Origin of the sequence: Actinoplanes sp. NPDC026670, assembly GCF_040638175.1 — a bacterium.
Classification (GTDB): Bacteria; Actinomycetota; Actinomycetes; order Mycobacteriales; family Micromonosporaceae; genus Actinoplanes.
Window position 1 is genome coordinate 343,503 of sequence record NZ_JBEZXU010000001.1, and the last position, 17,327, is coordinate 360,829.

Below are 17,327 nucleotides of genomic sequence, written 5' to 3' on the forward strand. Positions count from 1 at the left end.
CGGGTCTTCCGGCGCCTATGGTGGCGCGATGAAAATCCATCCCTACCTGGCCGGGCTCGCCGCTCTCGCCTGCTTGGCCGGTTGTTCCGGCGAGCCGGTGGCGGCGCCCGCGGCCCAGCAGCCGGCTCCGGCCGCTGCGGTGGCCGCGCCGGCCGAGCAAGCGGTGACGACGGACCTGGAGCTGGTCGCGGCCGCGGCCAAGACCAAGTACGTCTTCCCGGTCAAGGCGAAGAACGTGTCGTACCACAAGACCCACTCCGGCTACCCGGCGACGGACATCTTCGCCGCCTGCGGCAAGCCGTTCCTGGCCACCACCAACGGTGTGGTGCTCGAGGTCAGCCGGGTCGACAAGTACAAGAAGAACGGTCCGGACGGGCCGTACAACGGTGGCAAGTTCGTCTCCATCCTCGGTGACGACGGCGTGCGCTACTACGGCTCGCACCTGAGCGTGGTCGGCACGGGCATCAAGAAGGGCGTCCGCGTCAAGGCGGGCCAGCAGGTCGGCAAGGTCGGCAAGACCGGCAACTCGAGCGGCGTCTGCCACGTGCACTACGGCATCTCCCCGGCCTGCAAGAAGACCGGCGACTGGAAGGTCCGCCGCGGTGTCGTGTGGCCGGCGTCCTACCTCACCTCGTGGCGCAAGGGCGGTGCCAAGAGCCCGGCCGCCGCGGTGAAGGCGTGGAACGCCAAGCACAAGTGCAAGGCCTGAGCTGACCGCGATCCCGTGCGCCGGCGTCGATCGGCGCACGGGGTCCCGGTGACCAGCGGCTCCCAGCCCGGCGGTCGCGTCTCGGCCGGGCCCCCGGCCTGCGCCGCGTGGTGGACGACGGGACCGCGTCGATTTCCGGTGCCGGCCGGCCGTACCGTCAAAGGCCCTTGAACTGGGGTTTTCTCTTCTCGATGAAGGCTCTCGGGCCCTCTTTGGCGTCGTCCGAGGTGAAGACCTGCATGCCGATGCGGGATTCGATGCCGAAGGCGTCGTTCTCGGCCAGGCCCTCGGTTTCGCGGATGGTGCGCAGGATCGCCTGGACCGCGAGCGGGCCGTTGTCGGCGATCGTCCCGGCTACCTCCAGTGCTCTGGTGAGCGCCTGGCCGTCGGGGACGACGTGGCCGATGAGGCCCACGGCCAGTGCCTCCGCGGCGGTCAGGTGCCGGCCGGTGAGCAGGAGGTCCGCGGCGACCGTGTAGGGGAGCTGGCGCGGCAGGCGGACCGCTGAGCCGCCGAGCGGGAACAGCCCCCAGCGCGCCTCGGAGACGCCGAACCGTGCGCTCTCGCCGGCGATGCGCACGTCGGTGGCCTGGAGGATCTCGGTGCCGCCGGCGACGGCCGGGCCCTCGACCGCGGCGATCAGCGGTTTGGTCAGGCGCCGGCCCTTGAGCAGGGCGTCGATGCGGGACAGGTCGACGCCGCCGTTGCGGAAGCCGTCGCCCGGATGATCGCCGGTCATGGCGCGCAGATCGGCCCCGGCGCAGAACGCGCCGCCCGCGCCGGTGAGGATCGCGACCCGGATGTCCGGGTCGGCGTCGACCCGGTCCCACGCGTCGCGCATCACGGCCATCATCTCGGCGGAGAGGGCGTTGCGGACCCGGGGCCGGTTCATCGTGACGATCAGGATCGGTCCGCGCTGTTCGACGAGAGCGTCCACCCGGTTCTCCTCCTTCTGTACAACCCTTGCCCCGGAACGATAACAGGTTCTACTTTGCGTTGATGGCGGCCAATATTGCGGACCTTTTCGAGCACGCGGTCGACGCCTTCGGCGAGCGTGTCGCGGTGGCCTGCGGCGAGCGTGAGATCACCTACGCGGAGCTGGAGGAGACCTCCAACCGATTGGCCCATTTCCTGCAAAGTCGAGGAGTGGGCAAGGGCGCCCACGTCGGGCTGTACGCGGGCAACTCGATCGAGGCCGTGGTGGCCATGATCGCCGTGTACAAGCTCCGTGCCGTGGTCGTCAACGTCAACTATCGTTATGTCGAGAACGAGTTGCAGTATCTGTTCGAAGATGCTGGTTTGGTCGCGCTGATCCACGACCGTCGCTTTTCGCCGAAAGTGAAGGCGGTGGCGTCCGGTATGCGGGCGATAGTGGCGCTCCCCGACGACTCCTCACCGGACATTTCAGACATCTCCTATTCGGACGCGTTGACCGCCGGGTCCTCGAAACGCGACTTCGAGGAACGGTCCGGCGACGACATCTATCTGCTCTACACCGGTGGCACCACCGGCTACCCCAAGGGTGTGATCTGGCGCCACGAGGACGTCTGGCGGGTCCTCGGCGGCGGCATCGACTTCATGACCGGCGTCCCCCTCGAAGACGAGTGGGCCCAGAGCACCCGCGAAGGCATGCCGCCGATGACCAGGTTCTGCCTGGCCCCGCTCATCCACGGCAATGCGCAGTGGGCCGCCCTGGCCGCCCTGTTCGCCGGGGACACCGTCGTCTTCCTGCCGCATTTCGACCCCGACGAGGTGTGGCGCACCATCGAACGCCGCAAGGTCAACGTGGTCGTCCTGATCGGCGACGCGATGGCCCGGCCCATCATCGAGGCCTACCTGGCCGGCAGCTACGACGGATCGTCGCTGGTGGCGATCTCGTCCAGCGCGGCGCTGTTCTCCCCGTCGGTGAAACGGCAGTACCTCCAGGCGCTGCCGGACACCATGGTCACCGACGCGGTCGGCTCGTCGGAGACCGGATTCGCCGGCATCGGGATCGTCGCCGACGTCGACGGCGGCGCGGTCGACGGCCCCCGGGTCATGCCCGGCCCGGACACCATCGTCATCGACGAGCACGGCCGTCGCGCCGGACCCGGCGTGATCGGCCGGCTGGCCCGCGGCGGGCACGTGCCACTCGGCTACTACAAGGACCCGGAGAAGACGGCCGCCCTGCTCACCGAGGTCGACGGGGTCCGGTACGCGATCCCCGGCGACCTGGCCCGGCTCGAGGACGACGGCACGATCACCCTGCTCGGCCGGGGCAACACGTGCATCAACACCGGTGGCGAGAAGGTGTTCCCGGAAGAGGTCGAAGGCGCCCTCAAAGCGCACCCCGACGTGTTCGACGCCCTCGTCATCGGCGCCGCCGACGACCGGCTCGGCCAGCGGGTCGTCGCCCTCGTCCAGCCGCGCCCCGCCGCCTCCCTGGACCTCGGCGAGCTCGACACCCACGTACGCCAGCGGATCGCCGGCTACAAGGCACCCCGCGGCATCTGGCTCGTCGACCGGATCAACCGGACCATCAGCGGCAAGGCCGACTACCGCTGGGCCCACTCCTATGTGAAGGAACACGATGCGGACTGACCTCTGCGAAGTCCTCGGAGTCGAGCACCCGATCGTCGGCTTCAGCCCGTCCGAGCACGTCGTCGCGGCGATCAGCCGGGCCGGCGGGCTCGGCGTGCTCGGCTGCGTCCGGTTCAACGACGCCGACGAACTCGACACCGTCCTCACCTGGCTCGACCGGAACACCGGCGGGCGGCCGTACGGCGTCGACGTGGTCATGCCCAGTCACGAACCCACCGAAGGCGCCGTCACCGACCTCACCCAGCTGATCCCTTCCGGACATCGGGACTTCGTCGAACAGACCCTGCTCCGGCTCGGCGTGCCGCCGCTGGAGGCCGCGTCGAGCCGGCCCGGCGTCCTCGGCTGGCTGCACTCGGTCGCCCGCAGCCACGTCGAGGTCGCCCTCCAGCACCCGGTCCGGCTGATCGCCAACGCGCTCGGCCCGCCACCGGCCGACGTCATCGCCCAGGCCCACGACCACGGCCTGCTCGTCGCCGCGCTCGCCGGCCGGGCCGACCACGCCCGCAGCCACGTCGCCGGCGGCGTCGACATCGTGGTCGCCCAGGGGTACGAGGCGGGCGGCCACACCGGCGAGATCGGCGGCCTGGTGCTCATCCCGGAGATCGTCGACGCCGTCGACGTGCCGGTCCTCGCGGCCGGCGGCATCGGCAGCGGCCGGCAGATCGCGGCCGCCCTCGCGCTCGGCGCCCGCGGCGTGTGGATGGGCTCGGTATGGCTCGGGACCAGCGAATACCGCAGCAGCCCCGGCCTGCGCGAGGCGCTGCTGCGGGCCACGTCCAGCGACACGGTCCGCAGCCGCATCTACTCCGGCAAGCCGGCGCGCCTGCTGCGCAACCGCTGGACCGAGGCGTGGGCGGCGGACGGTGCGCCGGCGGCGCTGCCGATGCCCCTGCAGAACCTGCTGGTCTCCGAGGCCCACGACCGCCTGATGGCCTCCGACGACCCGACGGTGGTCCCGATGCCGGTCGGCCAGATCGTCGGCCGGATGAACGAGGTCCGCCCGGTCGCCGAGGTCCTCGCCGACCTGGTCACCGAGGCCGACGAAACCCTTTCAAAAATCCACAAACTCCTCTAGCGGTACGCCCACCCGCGCCACCACACGCCCACCTCTTCGTGGTCTGCCCGTGCGTGCCGCACCACGCCCGCCTGTTCGCGGTTCGCCCGTGCGTGCCGCGACTCGCCCACCTGCTCGTGGTTCGCCCGTGCGTGCCGCGACTCGCCCACCTGCTCGTGGTTCGCCCAACCGCGCCGCGGCAAGCCCACCTGTTCGCGGTTCGCCCAACCGCGCCGCGGCACGCCCACCTGTTCGCCCGCCCGCGCCGCGGCACGCCCACCTTGCTCGCGGTTCGCCCAACCGCGCCGCGACTCGCCCACCTGCTCGCGGTTCGCCCAACCGCGCCGCGACTCGCCCACCTGCTTGCGATCTTGTGCGCTTGCGTTCGTACCTGAGCCTTCTGCGTAGCCACCTCACCTTGAGAAGGGCAGCCCTCAGACGGATGACGTCTCCTCGGCCGCTACACCTCCGCCGGAAACGGCTCGCCGCCCGCGGATCTTGCACGACTTTCCATGCTCGCGCCGATCTTGCAGCTCTTTCCGCCTCCCAGCGGGAAGAAAGCTGCAAGGTCTCCTCGGCACAGTGGATCTTGCACGACAAACCATGCCCAGACGTGAAGAATCGTGCAAGATTGCTGACAACGTGGAGAACCGTGCAAGATCTATAAGGACGACTGAGGCTGAATTCTTCGCGAATGCGACATTTTCGCCTCGGGCGGTGTCTCCATCGCCTGCATCACCGGTGCGATAGCCGGAAGGCTCGGCGGGAAACATTGCACAGCAGAGGTATCGGCCCTGGACGGCGAAGTCCTGAAGGAGCCCCCGGCAGCCGGAACCTCACCGGATCGCCGGCGTGGGCCTGTGGGGCCAGGCCCTGTCGTCGATGGCCAGCCATGGTGTGGTGGCCAGGGCAGCCGGGGTCAGGCCGGCGAACTCTCTCGTCTCGCGGTGCAGGTGCGACTGGTCGGCGTAACCGCAGTCGGCCGCCACCGACGCTGCCGGCCGGCCCGCCGCGAGCAGGTGGGCGGCGTGGTCGAAGCGGGCCAGCCGGCCGGCGACCTTCGGCGTGACCCCGATCTGGGCCCGGAACCTGGACCACAACCGCTGACGGCTCCACCCGACCTCGCCGGCCAGATCCGCCACCCGCAGGCGGCCCCGTCCGGCGACCGTCCGTGCCCAGGCGTGTGCGACCTCCGGATCGACCGCCCGCCGGGGCGCGAGGGCTGCGGCGGCGAGTGCGAACCGCTCGTCCCACGACCGGGCGGCGCGCAGGCCGGCCTCGATGCGTTCGGTGTGCCGTCCCCAGATCACACCGAGCGGCACCACCGAGTCGTGCCGCCCCCAGATCTCACCGGGCGGCACTACCGAGTCGTGCTGTTCCCGGATTTCGCCGGGTGGCGCGACCGAGTTGTGCTGTTCCCGGATTTCGCCGGATGGCGCGACCGAGTTGTGCTGTTCCCGGATTTCGCCGGGTGGCACGGCCGAGTTGTGCTGTTCCCGGATTTCGCCGGGCGGCGCGACCGAGTTGTGCCGTTCTCGGATTTCGCCGGGTGGCACGGCCGAGTTGTGCTGTTCCCGGATCTTGCCGGGTCGCATCACCGGGTCGTTGAGCTCGGCGAATCCGCCGTACAGGCCGGCGGCGACGGCGGGTGCGAGCCGGATCTGCAGGCATTCGACGCGGGCCCAGCCGGTCGCCCGGATCCGGCCGGGCAGCAGTCCGGCCGCGACGCTGCCGTGCCGCTGGCCGCCGGGAGTGTCGTAGACGGCGCCCTCGCCCCCGCTCAGGTCGATCAGGAGCGTGACCGACGGGTGCGCGACCATCGTGACATCCCAGAACGCGGGGGAGCGCTGCCGGAACCCGGCCATGCTGACGCCCGGCAGCCGGAAGCGCGGCACCGCTATGTCCACGTCGGACCACCGCACGACCACGATTCTAGTCCGCGCCGAGCAGCAGTTCGGCGGTCGAGGCTGGATCCTCGATCATCGGCAGGTGGCCGACTCCCGGCAGCAGTTCGACCCGGGACGTCGTATACCGGTGCGCCGACGACGGCTCCCAGCGGGGATCAGCGGCCCCGAAGATCACCAGCGCTGTCCGGCCGAGCGCGGCGAGCCGGTCAGGGACTCCGCGTTCGGCCAGGTAGGCGGTGTTCGCCCGGAGCACCGCGGACATGGTCCGGTACGTGATGCCCCGCAACTCGGCGACCATGTCATCCGGGATGACGACAGGCGGTATGACGATAGGCGGGATGACGACAGGCGGGGCGGCGTCCGCGGTGGAGGCCGGCGAGACGGAGGCCGGGGCTGAGGCCGGTGGTGCGACGGCCGGGGTGGAGACCGGCGGGGTGGCGTCCGCGGTGGAGATCGAGCGGGCGGGGGCCGGTGGGGCGACAGCCGGGGTGGAGGCCGGCGGGGTGGCGTCCGCGGTGGTGATCGAGCGGGCAGGGGCCGGGGTGGAGACCGCGTGGGCGGGGGCCGGCTGGGCGCACGTGGCGAGGATCGCCCGGCGGATCAGGGTGTCGGTCCGGATCCGCCACAGCAGCGGGCCGAACGCCGGGCCCAGCAGGACACGCAGGATCAGCGGCTGTGGGCGGAACGCGGAGAGGTCCGGCCCGGTGCTGATCAGCGCCATCGGGCCGACCAGGTCCGGGCGCTGTTCGGCGAGGGACGTCGCCACATAGCCGCCGCTGGAGTGCCCGGCCACGGTGACCGAACGCAGACCCAGATCGTCGAGCACCCCGGCGACCCGGGCGGCCTGGCCGGGCACGTCGTAGGACGGCGCGACCGGTGACCGCCCGCAGCCCGGCAGGTCGACCCGGATGACGTGCCGTCGTGCGGCGAGCGCCGGAACCACCGGCCCCCACGTGGCGCTTCCCGCTCCGGAGCCGTGAATGAGCAGCAGTGGCGGCGCCGCTGACGGCCCGTCCCGGATCACCTGAATGCCATGTCTCATACCGGGACGGTGCTCCGCCCGTACCCCAAAGGTCTTGAATGAATGTCGGTGTCAGGCCGACCAGTTCGGATCGCGGCCGATGAAGCCCATCAGGCGGGTCTGCGGGTCGGCGCCGGCCGGAACCGGGACGGCCGGACCATACTGCCCGGAGGCCCGCAGCATCTCGTCCATCGGTTCCATGCCGGCGACCAGGGTCGCGCACATCTCGGTCTCCAGGGTCTCGTCCTGGCCGGTGGCGCGGGCCAGGTCCCAGGTGTGCATGAACACGTCGGTGGTGTAGAAGCGGTCGATCGCCTGGTCGAGCGGCAGCGTCCCGAGGTGTGGGTTGGTGAGCTCGCGGTCGCCGGGGTCGTCGAGGAGCGCCTGGACCGCGGCGGCGTGCACCTGCCAGGCGCGGACCGGATCGGTGTCGACGCCGGGGCCGGCGGGCAGGGTCACCCCGGCGCCCGAGGAGAGGAACCCGGAGAGCCAGTCGACGAGGTGGCGGACCACGTCACGGGCGGTCCAGCCGGCGACCGGCGCGGGCGCGTCCCAGTCCTTGGCGCCCTCGACACGGGCGGTGAATCCGGCGGCGATCTGGCGGTGACGTTCGGCGGCGGTCAGGTCGGCCAGCGACATCGGGGGCATCCTTCCAGCTTGGCGTGAGTTTCAACTGTTGGGTTGAAAGCTTACCGCCAGGGCCGGCGTCCAGGCGAAGAAAGAGCGTGTGAGAGCCCGAACCGGACTTTCACACGCTCTCGCATTTCCTGCGCGAGGCGAAAGCTTTTTCGCACAAGGCGGAAGTTTTCCAGGTTGCGGCAGAATCTACATACCGCCGAAGATCAGATCGTGCGGATATTCTCCGCCTGCGGGCCCTTCGCGCCCTGCGACACCTCGAATTCGACCCGCTGGTTTTCCTCCAGCGAGCGGAATCCGCTCGTCGCGATCGCGGAGAAGTGGGCGAAGACGTCGGGCCCGCCGCCGTCCTGCGTGATGAAGCCGAAGCCCTTGTCGCTGTTGAACCACTTCACGACACCGGTGGCCATAAAAAGTCTCCTTGCCGACCATGAGGAGCGCCACACCGTGCGGCACTCCGCGCCGCCGCGTTGATGACCCCCGGAACCCGGGCAGAGACGAATAAACACCCGTAGGATTCGGATAACCCATCGCGTGTCTGGATAACGTCTGCTTCAAGAGGAATTCTTGGAAATCAAAACTGCAACACGCCCAACCTAACACACGATTCGGGGAAATGCCCGGGTGAAGCTCCGGCCGCAGCGTAGGGTCGAATTCCGGTTATGCAGGTGGTGGGAGGTGCCATGTTCGTCCTCCGGAGGCTCCTCGCCGCGGCGGTTGTCGTGATCGTCGGTGCGACCGCGGCGCCACCGGCCCGGGCCGCCGGCATCCCCGACGAGGCCCTGCTCCAGGCCGCTGATCTGGGCGGCGTCACGCCGCACCCGGCCGACGCCGACGACTGGCCGCAGCTCCGCCCGCCCCGCCCGTGCGGCGCCACCCTGCCCGCACCGGCCGCCGAGCGGGCTGTCGGCGCCGTCATCGACGTCGACAAGGCGCCCGAGGCGATCATGGAGTATCTGGCGCTCCACCAGAATCCAGAGCGCTACCTGCGCAAACTCCGTAAGGCGGCGCGGAGTTGCCCGGACTGGCGGATCGAGCAGGACCGCACGGACGGCCTGACCCTGCGCTGGACCCAGAAGTGGGACCACGTCGGCGAGGAGATCACCCACCACACGTTCGTGGCGGTGGCCCGCACCGGCCGGGCCGTCGTCGTGGTCGCCGACACCGGCTGGGAGACCTCCGACGGCGACCCGGCCGTCGCCGAGCGCCTGCTGGTCAGCGCGGTCCGGCGGGCGTCGGCGATTCGCTGAACTGGGTGCGGTACAACTCCTGGTAACGGCCACCGGCGGCGAGCAGCTCGGGGTGGGTGCCGCGTTCGACGACCCGGCCGTCCTCGACCACCAGGATCTGGTCGGCCGCCCGGACCGTCGACAGCCGGTGCGCGATCACCACCGCGGTCCGCCCGTGCAGCGCCTCACCCAGCGCGGCCTGCACCGCCTGTTCCGAGGTCGAGTCCAGGTGGGCGGTCGCCTCGTCGAGCACCACCACCCGCGGCCGGGCGAGCAGCAGCCGGGCGATGGTGAGCCGCTGCCGTTCCCCACCGGACAGCCGGTAGCCGCGTTCCCCGACGACGGTGTCCAGCCCGTCCGGCAACGACTCGATCAGGTCGGCGACGTGGGCGCGGCGCAGCACGTCCCACAGTTCGTCCTCGGTCGCGTCCGGCCGGGCCAGGAGCAGGTTGGCGCGTACCGACTCGTGGAACAGGTGCCCGTCCTGGGTGACCATGCCGAGGGTCCGGCGCAGCGAGGCCGCGCTCAGGTCGCGCACGTCTACCCCGCCCAGCCGGACCGTGCCCTCGCCCGCGTCGTACAGCCGGGGCAGCAGGCTCGCCATCGTCGACTTGCCCGCGCCGGACGACCCGACCAGCGCCACCATCTGCCCCGGCGCCGCCGTGAACGACACGCCGTGCAGCACCTCCTCACCGCCGCGGGTGTCGAGCGTCGCCACCTCCTCCAGTGACGCCAGGGACACCTTGTCGGCGGCCGGATACGCGAACCGCACGTCGTCGAACTCCACCGACACCGGCCCGTCCGGCACCGGCTGGGCGTCCGCCTTCTCCTCGATCAGTGGCTTCAGGTCGAGCACCTCGAACACCCGCTCGAAACTGACCAGGGCGCTCATCACCTCGACGCGGGCGCTGGCGAGGCTGGTCAGTGGCGCGTACAGCCTGGTCAGCAGGATCGCCAGGGACACCACCGCGCCCGGATCCATCCGGCCCTGCAGCGCGTAGAACCCGCCCAGGCCGTAGACCAGCGCGATCGCCACCGCCGACACGCTGGTCAGCGCGGTCAGGAAAGTCCACTGGGCCATCGCCGTGCGAACCCCGATGTCGCGTACCCGGCGGGCCCGGGCGGCGAACTCGGCCGACTCTGCGGCTGGATCGCCGTACAACTTGACGAGCGTCGCGCCGGGCGCCGAGAACCGTTCGGTCATCTGCGTGTTCATCGCCGCGTCGTGTTCGGCCGCCTCCCGCTGGAGCCCGGCCAGCCGCCCGCCCATCCGCCGGGCCGGCAGCACGAACACCGGCAGCAGCAACAGCGCCAGCACGGTGATCTGCCAGGAGATCCCGATCATCACGACCAGCGTCAGGATCAGCGCCACCAGATTGCCGACCACCCCGGACAGCGTGTCACTGAACGCCCGCTGCGCCCCGATCACATCGTTGTTGAGGCGGCTGACCAGCGCCCCGGTCCGGGTCCGGGTGAAGAACGCGACAGGCATCCGCTGCACGTGATCGAACACCCGGGTCCGCAGCTCCAGGATCAGCCCCTCCCCGATCCGCGCCGACAGCCACCGCTGCACCAGCCCGAGCCCCGCCTCGGACAGCGCGATCACCGCGATCGCCACCGCAAGCGTGATCACCAGCCGCGTTTCCCGGGCCTCGACGATCGCGTCGACCACCTGCCCGGCCAGCACCGGGGTAGCCACCGCAAGCACCGCGGTAACCACACTGAGCAGCAGAAACGCCGCGAGGATGCGGCGTTGTGGCCGGGCCAGCGCGAGAATGCGCTTGAGCGTCGCCCGCGAGAACGGCCGCTTGTCGTCCTGCTGATTCATGGCATGCCACATCGAATTCCAGGCAGCGACTTCCATACTCATGCCCCGAAGGTCCCACTTAACCTGCGGTTGAGGTCAACCCCTCCTTTCTGGTACGGCCACACCTCCCCCAACCGCACCCACCCTGCTCTCTCCGCTACCCCGCGACGCAGTCCCGGCGCCGGCCCCCAGCGCGCCCGCCGGGCCGGTCACCCACTCCCGGCTACCGCCCCGTTGCCGGTCATGTGAGCCTCCGACCCCTGGCCGGCGCGTGGATCTTGCCAGCGTCGTGTGGCCATCCGCCCGGATTCCTGCCACCTGACGTGTCGGGCGCCGTCGACGGGCCTCGCCGCAGCGGTGACGAGCGCACACGTAGGCGTTGCGTGTGCTCGCATAGTCGTCCCGGCGTGGCTGAACGCTCACGATCGGCCGTGCGTGTGCTCCTGTCTCTGCTCGGGCGAGGACCAGAGCACGCGATCGGCCAATGTGTGCGCTGGTCGACGTTGCCGACGCGCGCCGCAGGCGCACGGAGCGGGCCGCAGCCCCTCACCAGCCGTCGCTGAGCGCGGTATTGCCGTCTGTATTCCGGTGGTGGGCGACGGCTGGTGGTCTCAGCCGTCGCTGAGCGCGGTATTGCCGTCCGTATTCCGGTGGTGGGCGACGGCTGGTGGTCTCAGCCGTCGCTGAGCGTGGTTTTGCCGTCTGTATTTCGGTGGTGGGCGACGGCTGGTGGTCCGGGTCGGTGAGGGCTCCGAATGGTCTCGAGGTCCGCGGTGTCTCGTCACCGGCCGGTGGTGATCTCGGGGATGGCGGGCAGCAGCGCCGGGACCGTGAAGTGTGGGGCGTCCTGGGGCTCCCACCAGGTGCGCTGGGCGGTTGTGGTGTGTTCGGCGCCGGTCCGGCGGTCGGTGTAGGTGAGCTCCCGCTCGCCGGTCGCCTTCACGATCAGGCGGCCTCGTTTGACGCCGGCCGGGTAGTCGTTCCAGTTGACGCCGGCCTCGGACCAGAGGAGTTCCTGCATGCCGCCGCTGTGGACGCCTTGCAAACGCCGGTGCGGGAAGTGGGCCTGCGCGGCCATCGCGATCGAGTTGCGGACGGCGTCCCGCTGGCGCCAGATGAAGTAGTTCGCGACGTCGGCCCGGTCGGCGATCGTGAAGACCCGTGCGTCGAAGGTGGCCGGGCGGCCGGGACGGCGGGTGCACAGGGTCGCGGTGGCCAGCGCCGCCACTGTGGAGACGATCTTCTGGACCTCGCCGCCGAACCATGGCTGGGTGTTCCGGCCGCCGAAGTCGGAGAGCAGCAGACTGATCTCGTCGGACTGGGTGTAGGCGAAGACCGTTCCGGCGACCTGTTCGCAGAGTTCCCGGGCGACCTGGTCCATGTCGGCGATGAAGTCCAGGTCGAACGGCTTGACCGAGTCGCGCAGATAGGTGTGGAAGGCCCGTCCGTCGGCCCGGATCAGCGTGTAGGTGCGCGGCGGCAGAACGGTCCGGGTGACCCGTTCGTAGGTCTTCATCCGGTTGCCGAGGGAGTCGTCGACGGGCATCGGGCGAGCGTTGCACGACCGCCGTGGACTCCGAAAGCGGATAACGAAGGGCGCGGCGGGGGGGGGGCGGCGGGGGGGGCGCCCCCGCGAATGGGGGCAGGGGGGCGGCGGCCCCCCCCGCCGTCTTCCACCCCCACCTACTCCGCGGGGGGGGGGGGGGGGGGGGGGGGGGCCCCCCCCCCCCCCCCGCTATTCGGGGAACGGGTCCAGATGGGGAACGGGCCGGGACGAGATCGGGACGGGATCAGGTCGGGCGAGATCAGGTCGGGCGAGATCAGGTCAGACGGGATCGGGTCGGACTGCGGGAGCGGGCGGTCAGGTGGCGGTGCAGGAGACGCTGGGCCAGGTCCAGTTGCCGTTGGGCTGGACGGTCAGGCCGAAGTTGTTGCCGCTGCCGTTCGGTTTGGCGACCATCTGCTGGGCCGAGGGCCAGGTCGCCGTGGTGTTCCAGGTGTTGATCACCTTGGCCGGGGACGGCAGGTTGAGGGTCACGGTCCAGTTGCTGGAACCGGTGACGGCGACGTTCAGGTTGTAACGGTCGCCCCACGACTGTCCGGCGGAGAGCGTCGCGGTGCAGGTAGCGCTCCCGCCGCCACCGCCACCTCCACCGGAGCCGTCGGGGGCGACCGCCCGTCCTGTGGCCGGCGAGATCATGCCGGCGCACAGGCCGCGGGAGGCCAGGCCCTGGGCGATGCGCGGGATGGCGGCGACCGTGTTGGCCGGCCAGTCGTGCATCAGGATGACCTGGCCGTTGGTGAGCCGGGCCGCGGCGGCGACGATCGCGTCGGTGCTGGCGTTGTTCCAGTCGGCGGAGTCGACGTCCCAGATGATCTCGGTGAGGCCGTACTTCTGTTCGACCGACCGCAGCGTGGCGTTGGTCTCGCCGTAGGGCGGGCGGAACAGTTTCGGTGTGCCGCCGCCGCCCGCGGCGATGGCGGACTGGGTACGGGAGATCTCCGAGTCCATGTTGGCCTGGCTGAGCTGGGTCATGTGCGGGTGGGTGTAGCTGTGGTTGGCCACCCACATGCCGGCGTCGACCTGGGCGCGGACGAGCGCCGGGTTGGCCGCGGCGTACTGGCCCTGGTTGAACATGGTGGCCCGCAGCCCGTTGTTGCGCAGCGCCGTCAGCAGGTTGCGGGTGTTGCTGGTGGACGGCCCGTCGTCGAAGGTCAGGCCGACGTAGCCGTTGCAGGCGGCGGCCCGGGACGGCCGTGCGCCGGGGTCGGCGATCACCAGCCCGACCGCGGCGAGCCCGGCGGTCAGCGCGACGGCCATGAAACGTCTCCAGGTGGCGGTGGGGGCGGCGGGGCTGGGGATGGGGATTCTGGACATGGCTTTTGTCCTTTTCGGAGACGGCGCGGAGCGGCGGGGAGACGCCGCGGGGACGGCGGGAAGGCGGCGGGAAGGCGGCGGGAAGGCGGCGCGGGGACGGCGGGAAGGCGCCGCGGGAAGGCGGCGCGGGGACGGCGGGAAGGCGGCGCGGGGCTGGTGCGGAAGGCAGCGGGAAGACGCCGCTGGGACGGTGTGGAGGCGGCGGCCGGCGCTGCGGGGACGGTGGCGGAAGCGATGGGGGCGCCGCGGGGACGGCGACCGGGGACGTGGCGAGCGAATCGACAGTCAGCGATTCCTCTCGCCAGCGAGTATTAGGTCGCCCGCGCCACAGTGTCAACAACTTCCGGAAACATTCCGGAAGCAAAAACGCCCGACGATCACGCAAAAGACGAGGTGGTTAACGTTTCAATGCCACACCGAAGAAGGTTGACCGATAATGTTACGGACCACAACCCCGAAACTTACGAAAGCCTGCCGAACGCCCGGTCCACGTCCGCCGGGGTGAGCCCGAAAGTGGCCAGCTCATAGGAGTGCGCGGGTTTGGGCGTACCCCGCAGAATCGCCTCGCGCACCGCGATCCGGGCCGGACCGCTCAACCGCGACCCCAGCCTCTCGTAGATCATCTCGATGGTGCCCATCGGGTCGCCGGCCAGGTCGGCGTGCCGCACGTCGATGAACCGGGACGGATCGTGGCGGGCCCGGTCGGCGCGGAAGCGCCGCAGCCCGCGCGACCACAGCGAGAGTTGCGCCTGCCCGACGACCGGCCCGGCGAAGACCGTCGACCAGCCGGCCGACGCGCGTTCGTTGAGGCTGCACACCGACGCGATCACGGTGCCCGGATCGCGGTGCGTCTGGATGACGACGGCGTCCGGGTAGGCGGCGAACAGGGCGTCGAGCGCGAACAGGTGGCTCGGGTTCTTCAGCACCCACCGCCGGCCCCGGTCGTGCAGGCCGATGAGCTGGAGGTTGCGGCGGTGACGGGCGTAGGCGGCGGTCCAGTCGTGGGAGTCCAGCCAGGCCGAATAGCCCGGAATGTGCGCCGTGCACTCGAACGACACCGACGTCATCGACTGGCACAGCAGCCGCCAGCACTCCTCGACCTGCTCCGGTCCCATGTGGTGCACCCCGGCGAGGTCGACGCTCCCGTACGCGTCACGCAGCGCGAGGAAGATCGGGTGCGACTCCCATTCGGCGCGCGGCGGGCGCGGCTGCGGGATCTCGGTCAGCCACAGCTCCGGGCCCTGGTGGGCGGGGTCGGCGGTGAGCAGCCGGTGCAGCGCGGTGGTGCCGGTGCGCGGCAGGCCGGTGACGAACACCGGCCGCTCGATCGTGACCCCGGCATGCTGCGGAAACTCCCGCCAGGCGGCTTCGGCGAGCAGGCGCGAGACCAGAGCGCCGCGCAACAGGCCGCGAGTCCGCTTACTGCCGGCGGGGGTCAGTCCGGCCTCTTGGGCGTACGACCGGAGCAGCACCCGGAGCCCGTCGGCGTAGTCGTCACCGCCCCCGAAGTCGTCCAGCCCGGTGAGCCGGCTGGCCGACGCGTGCAGTTCGTCGAAGCCGCCGACATCGGTCCGGGCGGAAGTCGTCAATGGTGGAACTCCCCGCAGTTCACGTCCAGGCACGCGCCGGTGATGCCGCGCGCGAGATTGGAGGCGAGGAACAGGATGGCGTCGGCGATCTCGTCCGGTTCGGGCAGCCGCCGCAGATCCGTCGTGGCGGCGACCTCGTCGTAGATCTGCCGCGCCGGCACCCCGCGCTGCGCCCCCTGGAACTCGAACCACCCACGCAACTGGTCGGCCCAGATCCAGCCCGGCGCGACCGAGTTGACCCGTACCCCCTTGGGTCCCAATTCGCTTGCGAGATTCTGCGTCGCCGCCAGCAGGGCGGCCTTGGTCAGCTTGTACGGCCCGAAGGGCCGCCGTGAGTGCCGCAGCACCGCCGAGTTGACCACCACGATCGCGCCCCGCGACTCGATCAGAGCCGGCGTGACGTGCCGGATCGTGCGCAGCGCGGCGAGCACGTTGACCTCGAACGACGTCCCCACGTCGGCCAGATCCACCTTGCCGAGACTCTGCATCGGCGGCATCGCGAACGCGTTGTGCACCAGCACGTCGATCCGCCCGAACCGCTCCAGGGCGGCGGCGGCCAGACGCTGCACGGCCGCGTCGTCGGTCAGGTCGGTGGGCACCGCGAGCCCGCCGGTCTTGCCGGCGAGTTCATTCAAGATTTCTGGGGTACGGGCGGCGAGCACCACTGAAGCGCCCTGCCCGGCGGCCCGCACCGCGATGGACGCACCGAGCCCAGGCCCGACACCGGCGACGATCACGACCTTGCCGTCGAGCATCATCGGCTCAGCCCAGCATCCGGGCGGCGACCGCGGCCTGCCGGGCGGCGATCCGTTCCCGCCACGCCTCCGGCCCGACCCGCTTGTGGTAGGGCAGCAGTTTCGGCAGGTCGTCGACGGCCACGAGGTCGACCTTCGGCCCGTCGTCGGCGGTCAGCTCACGGGAGAGCCGCTGCCAGCGCAACTGCACGTAGCCGCGGCGGTGCCCGGTGCGTTCCAGCCAGTTCGCGACACCCGGGTTCCGCTCGCTGATCACGTACCGGATCATGCCGTCGGGGTCGATCTGGGCCTGATCGCGCGTGAGGCTGGTCTGGTGGTTGATGTAGTCCAGCGACACGTACCACATGCTGCCGAGCTGAATGCCCTGGTAGGGGGCGTCGCTGACCGGGACCGTGACGATCATCGCCTGGTCGTCCTCGAGGTCGTAGTGCCCGACCGAGGAGAACTGCGTGGTCAGCCCGCCCGGAGTGGACCGCGGCACGGTGAGCGTGTTGACCGGCAGTCCGAGGTAGAACCGTTCGGCGAAGGCGAGGAACGTGCGCAGCCGGCTGATCAGGATCTTTCCGGCTACGCCGTACCGCTTGGTCAGCGCATCCAGCGTGGGGGGAGGTGGGGCCGCACCGGTCCGGTCCGCACGCTGGATGCGCAGCATCCCGGGCCGCTCGGCGGCCCAGTCGCTGAAGACCTCCCGGACCACGAGCATCCCGGCGCCCTTGAGGCCCGGCCCGAGGAACATCCGGAACGAGCCGTCCGGCCCGATCTCGATCTCCCGGTCGTCGAAGGCGGCCAGACTGCCCGGCACCTGGATCGGCGAGTAGTCGCCGTCGAGGATCTGGAAGCTCAGGTCCACGGTGCTGCCGCGCTCGCCGGTGATCACGTACTCGGCGTCGTCGCGCAGCCACGCGTGGAAGTACAGGGTGTCCGGGTTGTCCAGGCCCATCTTCGTGTACGGCCCGGTGGAGCGTACGAAATAGGGGAAGTCCCGCTGGTACGCCCACGCCATCTGCACCGACGCACGGATGCTGCCGGCCAGATAGTCGTAGCCCTCGATGAGATCGAGCTCGTCGCGCACGTGCGGGGCACCTGTGATGACCCGCTCGGCCTCCTGGATCGCTTCCGCGAACGGTGTGGTGAGCACGCCCTCGACGATAGAACTCGTTCT

14 protein-coding genes and 1 pseudogene are annotated in these 17,327 nt (G+C 70.6%); 4 read left to right on the forward strand and 11 right to left on the reverse strand.

What is annotated here, in order from left to right:
* Nucleotides 1-28: 28 nt before the first annotated feature.
* Nucleotides 29-709: a M23 family metallopeptidase gene (locus AB0E94_RS01465; protein ID WP_360320691.1), complete on the forward strand. Its 681-nt coding sequence runs from the start codon at nucleotides 29-31 to the stop codon at nucleotides 707-709.
* A gap of 157 nt (nucleotides 710-866) precedes the next feature.
* Here AB0E94_RS01465 and AB0E94_RS01470 read toward each other — a convergent pair.
* Nucleotides 867-1,667, reverse strand: a pseudogene (locus AB0E94_RS01470) (crotonase/enoyl-CoA hydratase family protein); the annotation flags it as partial.
* 41 nt (nucleotides 1,668-1,708) lie between these two features.
* Here AB0E94_RS01470 and AB0E94_RS01475 point away from each other — a divergent pair.
* Entirely contained in the window at nucleotides 1,709-3,289 is a 1,581-nt protein-coding gene (locus AB0E94_RS01475) for an acyl-CoA synthetase (protein ID WP_360320694.1), read from the forward strand.
* Complete coding sequence (locus tag AB0E94_RS01480) at nucleotides 3,279-4,364, forward strand: nitronate monooxygenase family protein (protein WP_360320697.1); 1,086 nt, start codon at nucleotides 3,279-3,281, stop codon at nucleotides 4,362-4,364. The genes AB0E94_RS01475 and AB0E94_RS01480 overlap by 11 nt, the downstream gene beginning before the upstream one ends.
* A gap of 815 nt (nucleotides 4,365-5,179) precedes the next feature.
* On the opposite strand, the gene AB0E94_RS01485 is transcribed toward AB0E94_RS01480, so the two are convergent.
* The 4 genes from AB0E94_RS01485 to AB0E94_RS01500 all read right to left on the reverse strand — a co-directional run bounded on the left by AB0E94_RS01485 (nucleotide 5,180) and on the right by AB0E94_RS01500 (nucleotide 8,317).
* Entirely contained in the window at nucleotides 5,180-6,265 is a 1,086-nt protein-coding gene (locus AB0E94_RS01485; protein ID WP_360320700.1) for a helix-turn-helix domain-containing protein, read from the reverse strand.
* Nucleotides 6,266-6,275: 10 nt separating this feature from the next.
* Nucleotides 6,276-7,292 (reverse strand): alpha/beta fold hydrolase, encoded by a 1,017-nt coding sequence (locus tag AB0E94_RS01490; protein ID WP_360320703.1) that lies wholly within the window; start codon nucleotides 7,290-7,292, stop codon nucleotides 6,276-6,278.
* A 51-nt stretch (nucleotides 7,293-7,343) separates the two neighbouring features.
* Nucleotides 7,344-7,910, reverse strand: coding sequence for a TIGR03086 family metal-binding protein (locus AB0E94_RS01495; protein ID WP_360320706.1), 567 nt, complete (start codon nucleotides 7,908-7,910; stop codon nucleotides 7,344-7,346).
* 203 nt (nucleotides 7,911-8,113) lie between these two features.
* Nucleotides 8,114-8,317 carry a cold-shock protein gene (locus tag AB0E94_RS01500; protein WP_109592778.1) on the reverse strand — a complete coding sequence of 68 codons (204 nt, stop codon included), beginning with the start codon at nucleotides 8,315-8,317 and terminating at the stop codon, nucleotides 8,114-8,116.
* 273 nt (nucleotides 8,318-8,590) lie between these two features.
* Between AB0E94_RS01500 and AB0E94_RS01505 the strand changes: the two genes are divergently transcribed.
* Nucleotides 8,591-9,157, forward strand: a complete 567-nt coding sequence (locus AB0E94_RS01505) for a hypothetical protein (RefSeq protein WP_360320710.1) — start codon at nucleotides 8,591-8,593, stop codon at nucleotides 9,155-9,157.
* Here AB0E94_RS01505 and AB0E94_RS01510 read toward each other — a convergent pair.
* The 6 genes from AB0E94_RS01510 to AB0E94_RS01535 form a co-directional block, all read right to left on the reverse strand.
* The gene (locus AB0E94_RS01510; RefSeq protein ID WP_360320713.1) at nucleotides 9,123-11,006 is read right to left on the reverse strand and encodes an ABC transporter ATP-binding protein; all 1,884 of its coding nucleotides are present in this window, start codon (nucleotides 11,004-11,006) and stop codon (nucleotides 9,123-9,125) included. The two genes, AB0E94_RS01505 and AB0E94_RS01510, sit on opposite strands and share 35 nt — an antisense overlap.
* 718 nt (nucleotides 11,007-11,724) lie before the next feature.
* Nucleotides 11,725-12,489 carry a tRNA(His) guanylyltransferase Thg1 family protein gene (locus tag AB0E94_RS01515; RefSeq protein ID WP_360320716.1) on the reverse strand — a complete coding sequence of 255 codons (765 nt, stop codon included), beginning with the start codon at nucleotides 12,487-12,489 and terminating at the stop codon, nucleotides 11,725-11,727.
* A gap of 315 nt (nucleotides 12,490-12,804) precedes the next feature.
* On the reverse strand, nucleotides 12,805-13,821 hold the full coding sequence (locus AB0E94_RS01520; protein WP_360320719.1) for a polysaccharide deacetylase family protein: 1,017 nt from the start codon (nucleotides 13,819-13,821) through the stop codon (nucleotides 12,805-12,807).
* A gap of 461 nt (nucleotides 13,822-14,282) precedes the next feature.
* Complete coding sequence (locus tag AB0E94_RS01525; RefSeq protein ID WP_360320722.1) at nucleotides 14,283-15,410, reverse strand: sulfotransferase; 1,128 nt, start codon at nucleotides 15,408-15,410, stop codon at nucleotides 14,283-14,285.
* Entirely contained in the window at nucleotides 15,407-16,168 is a 762-nt protein-coding gene (locus AB0E94_RS01530) for an SDR family oxidoreductase (protein WP_360320725.1), read from the reverse strand. Before AB0E94_RS01530 ends, AB0E94_RS01525 begins: the two co-directional genes overlap by 4 nt.
* 4 nt (nucleotides 16,169-16,172) lie before the next feature.
* Nucleotides 16,173-17,303 carry a hypothetical protein gene (locus AB0E94_RS01535; protein WP_360320728.1) on the reverse strand — a complete coding sequence of 377 codons (1,131 nt, stop codon included), beginning with the start codon at nucleotides 17,301-17,303 and terminating at the stop codon, nucleotides 16,173-16,175.
* Nucleotides 17,304-17,327 lie beyond the last annotated feature (24 nt).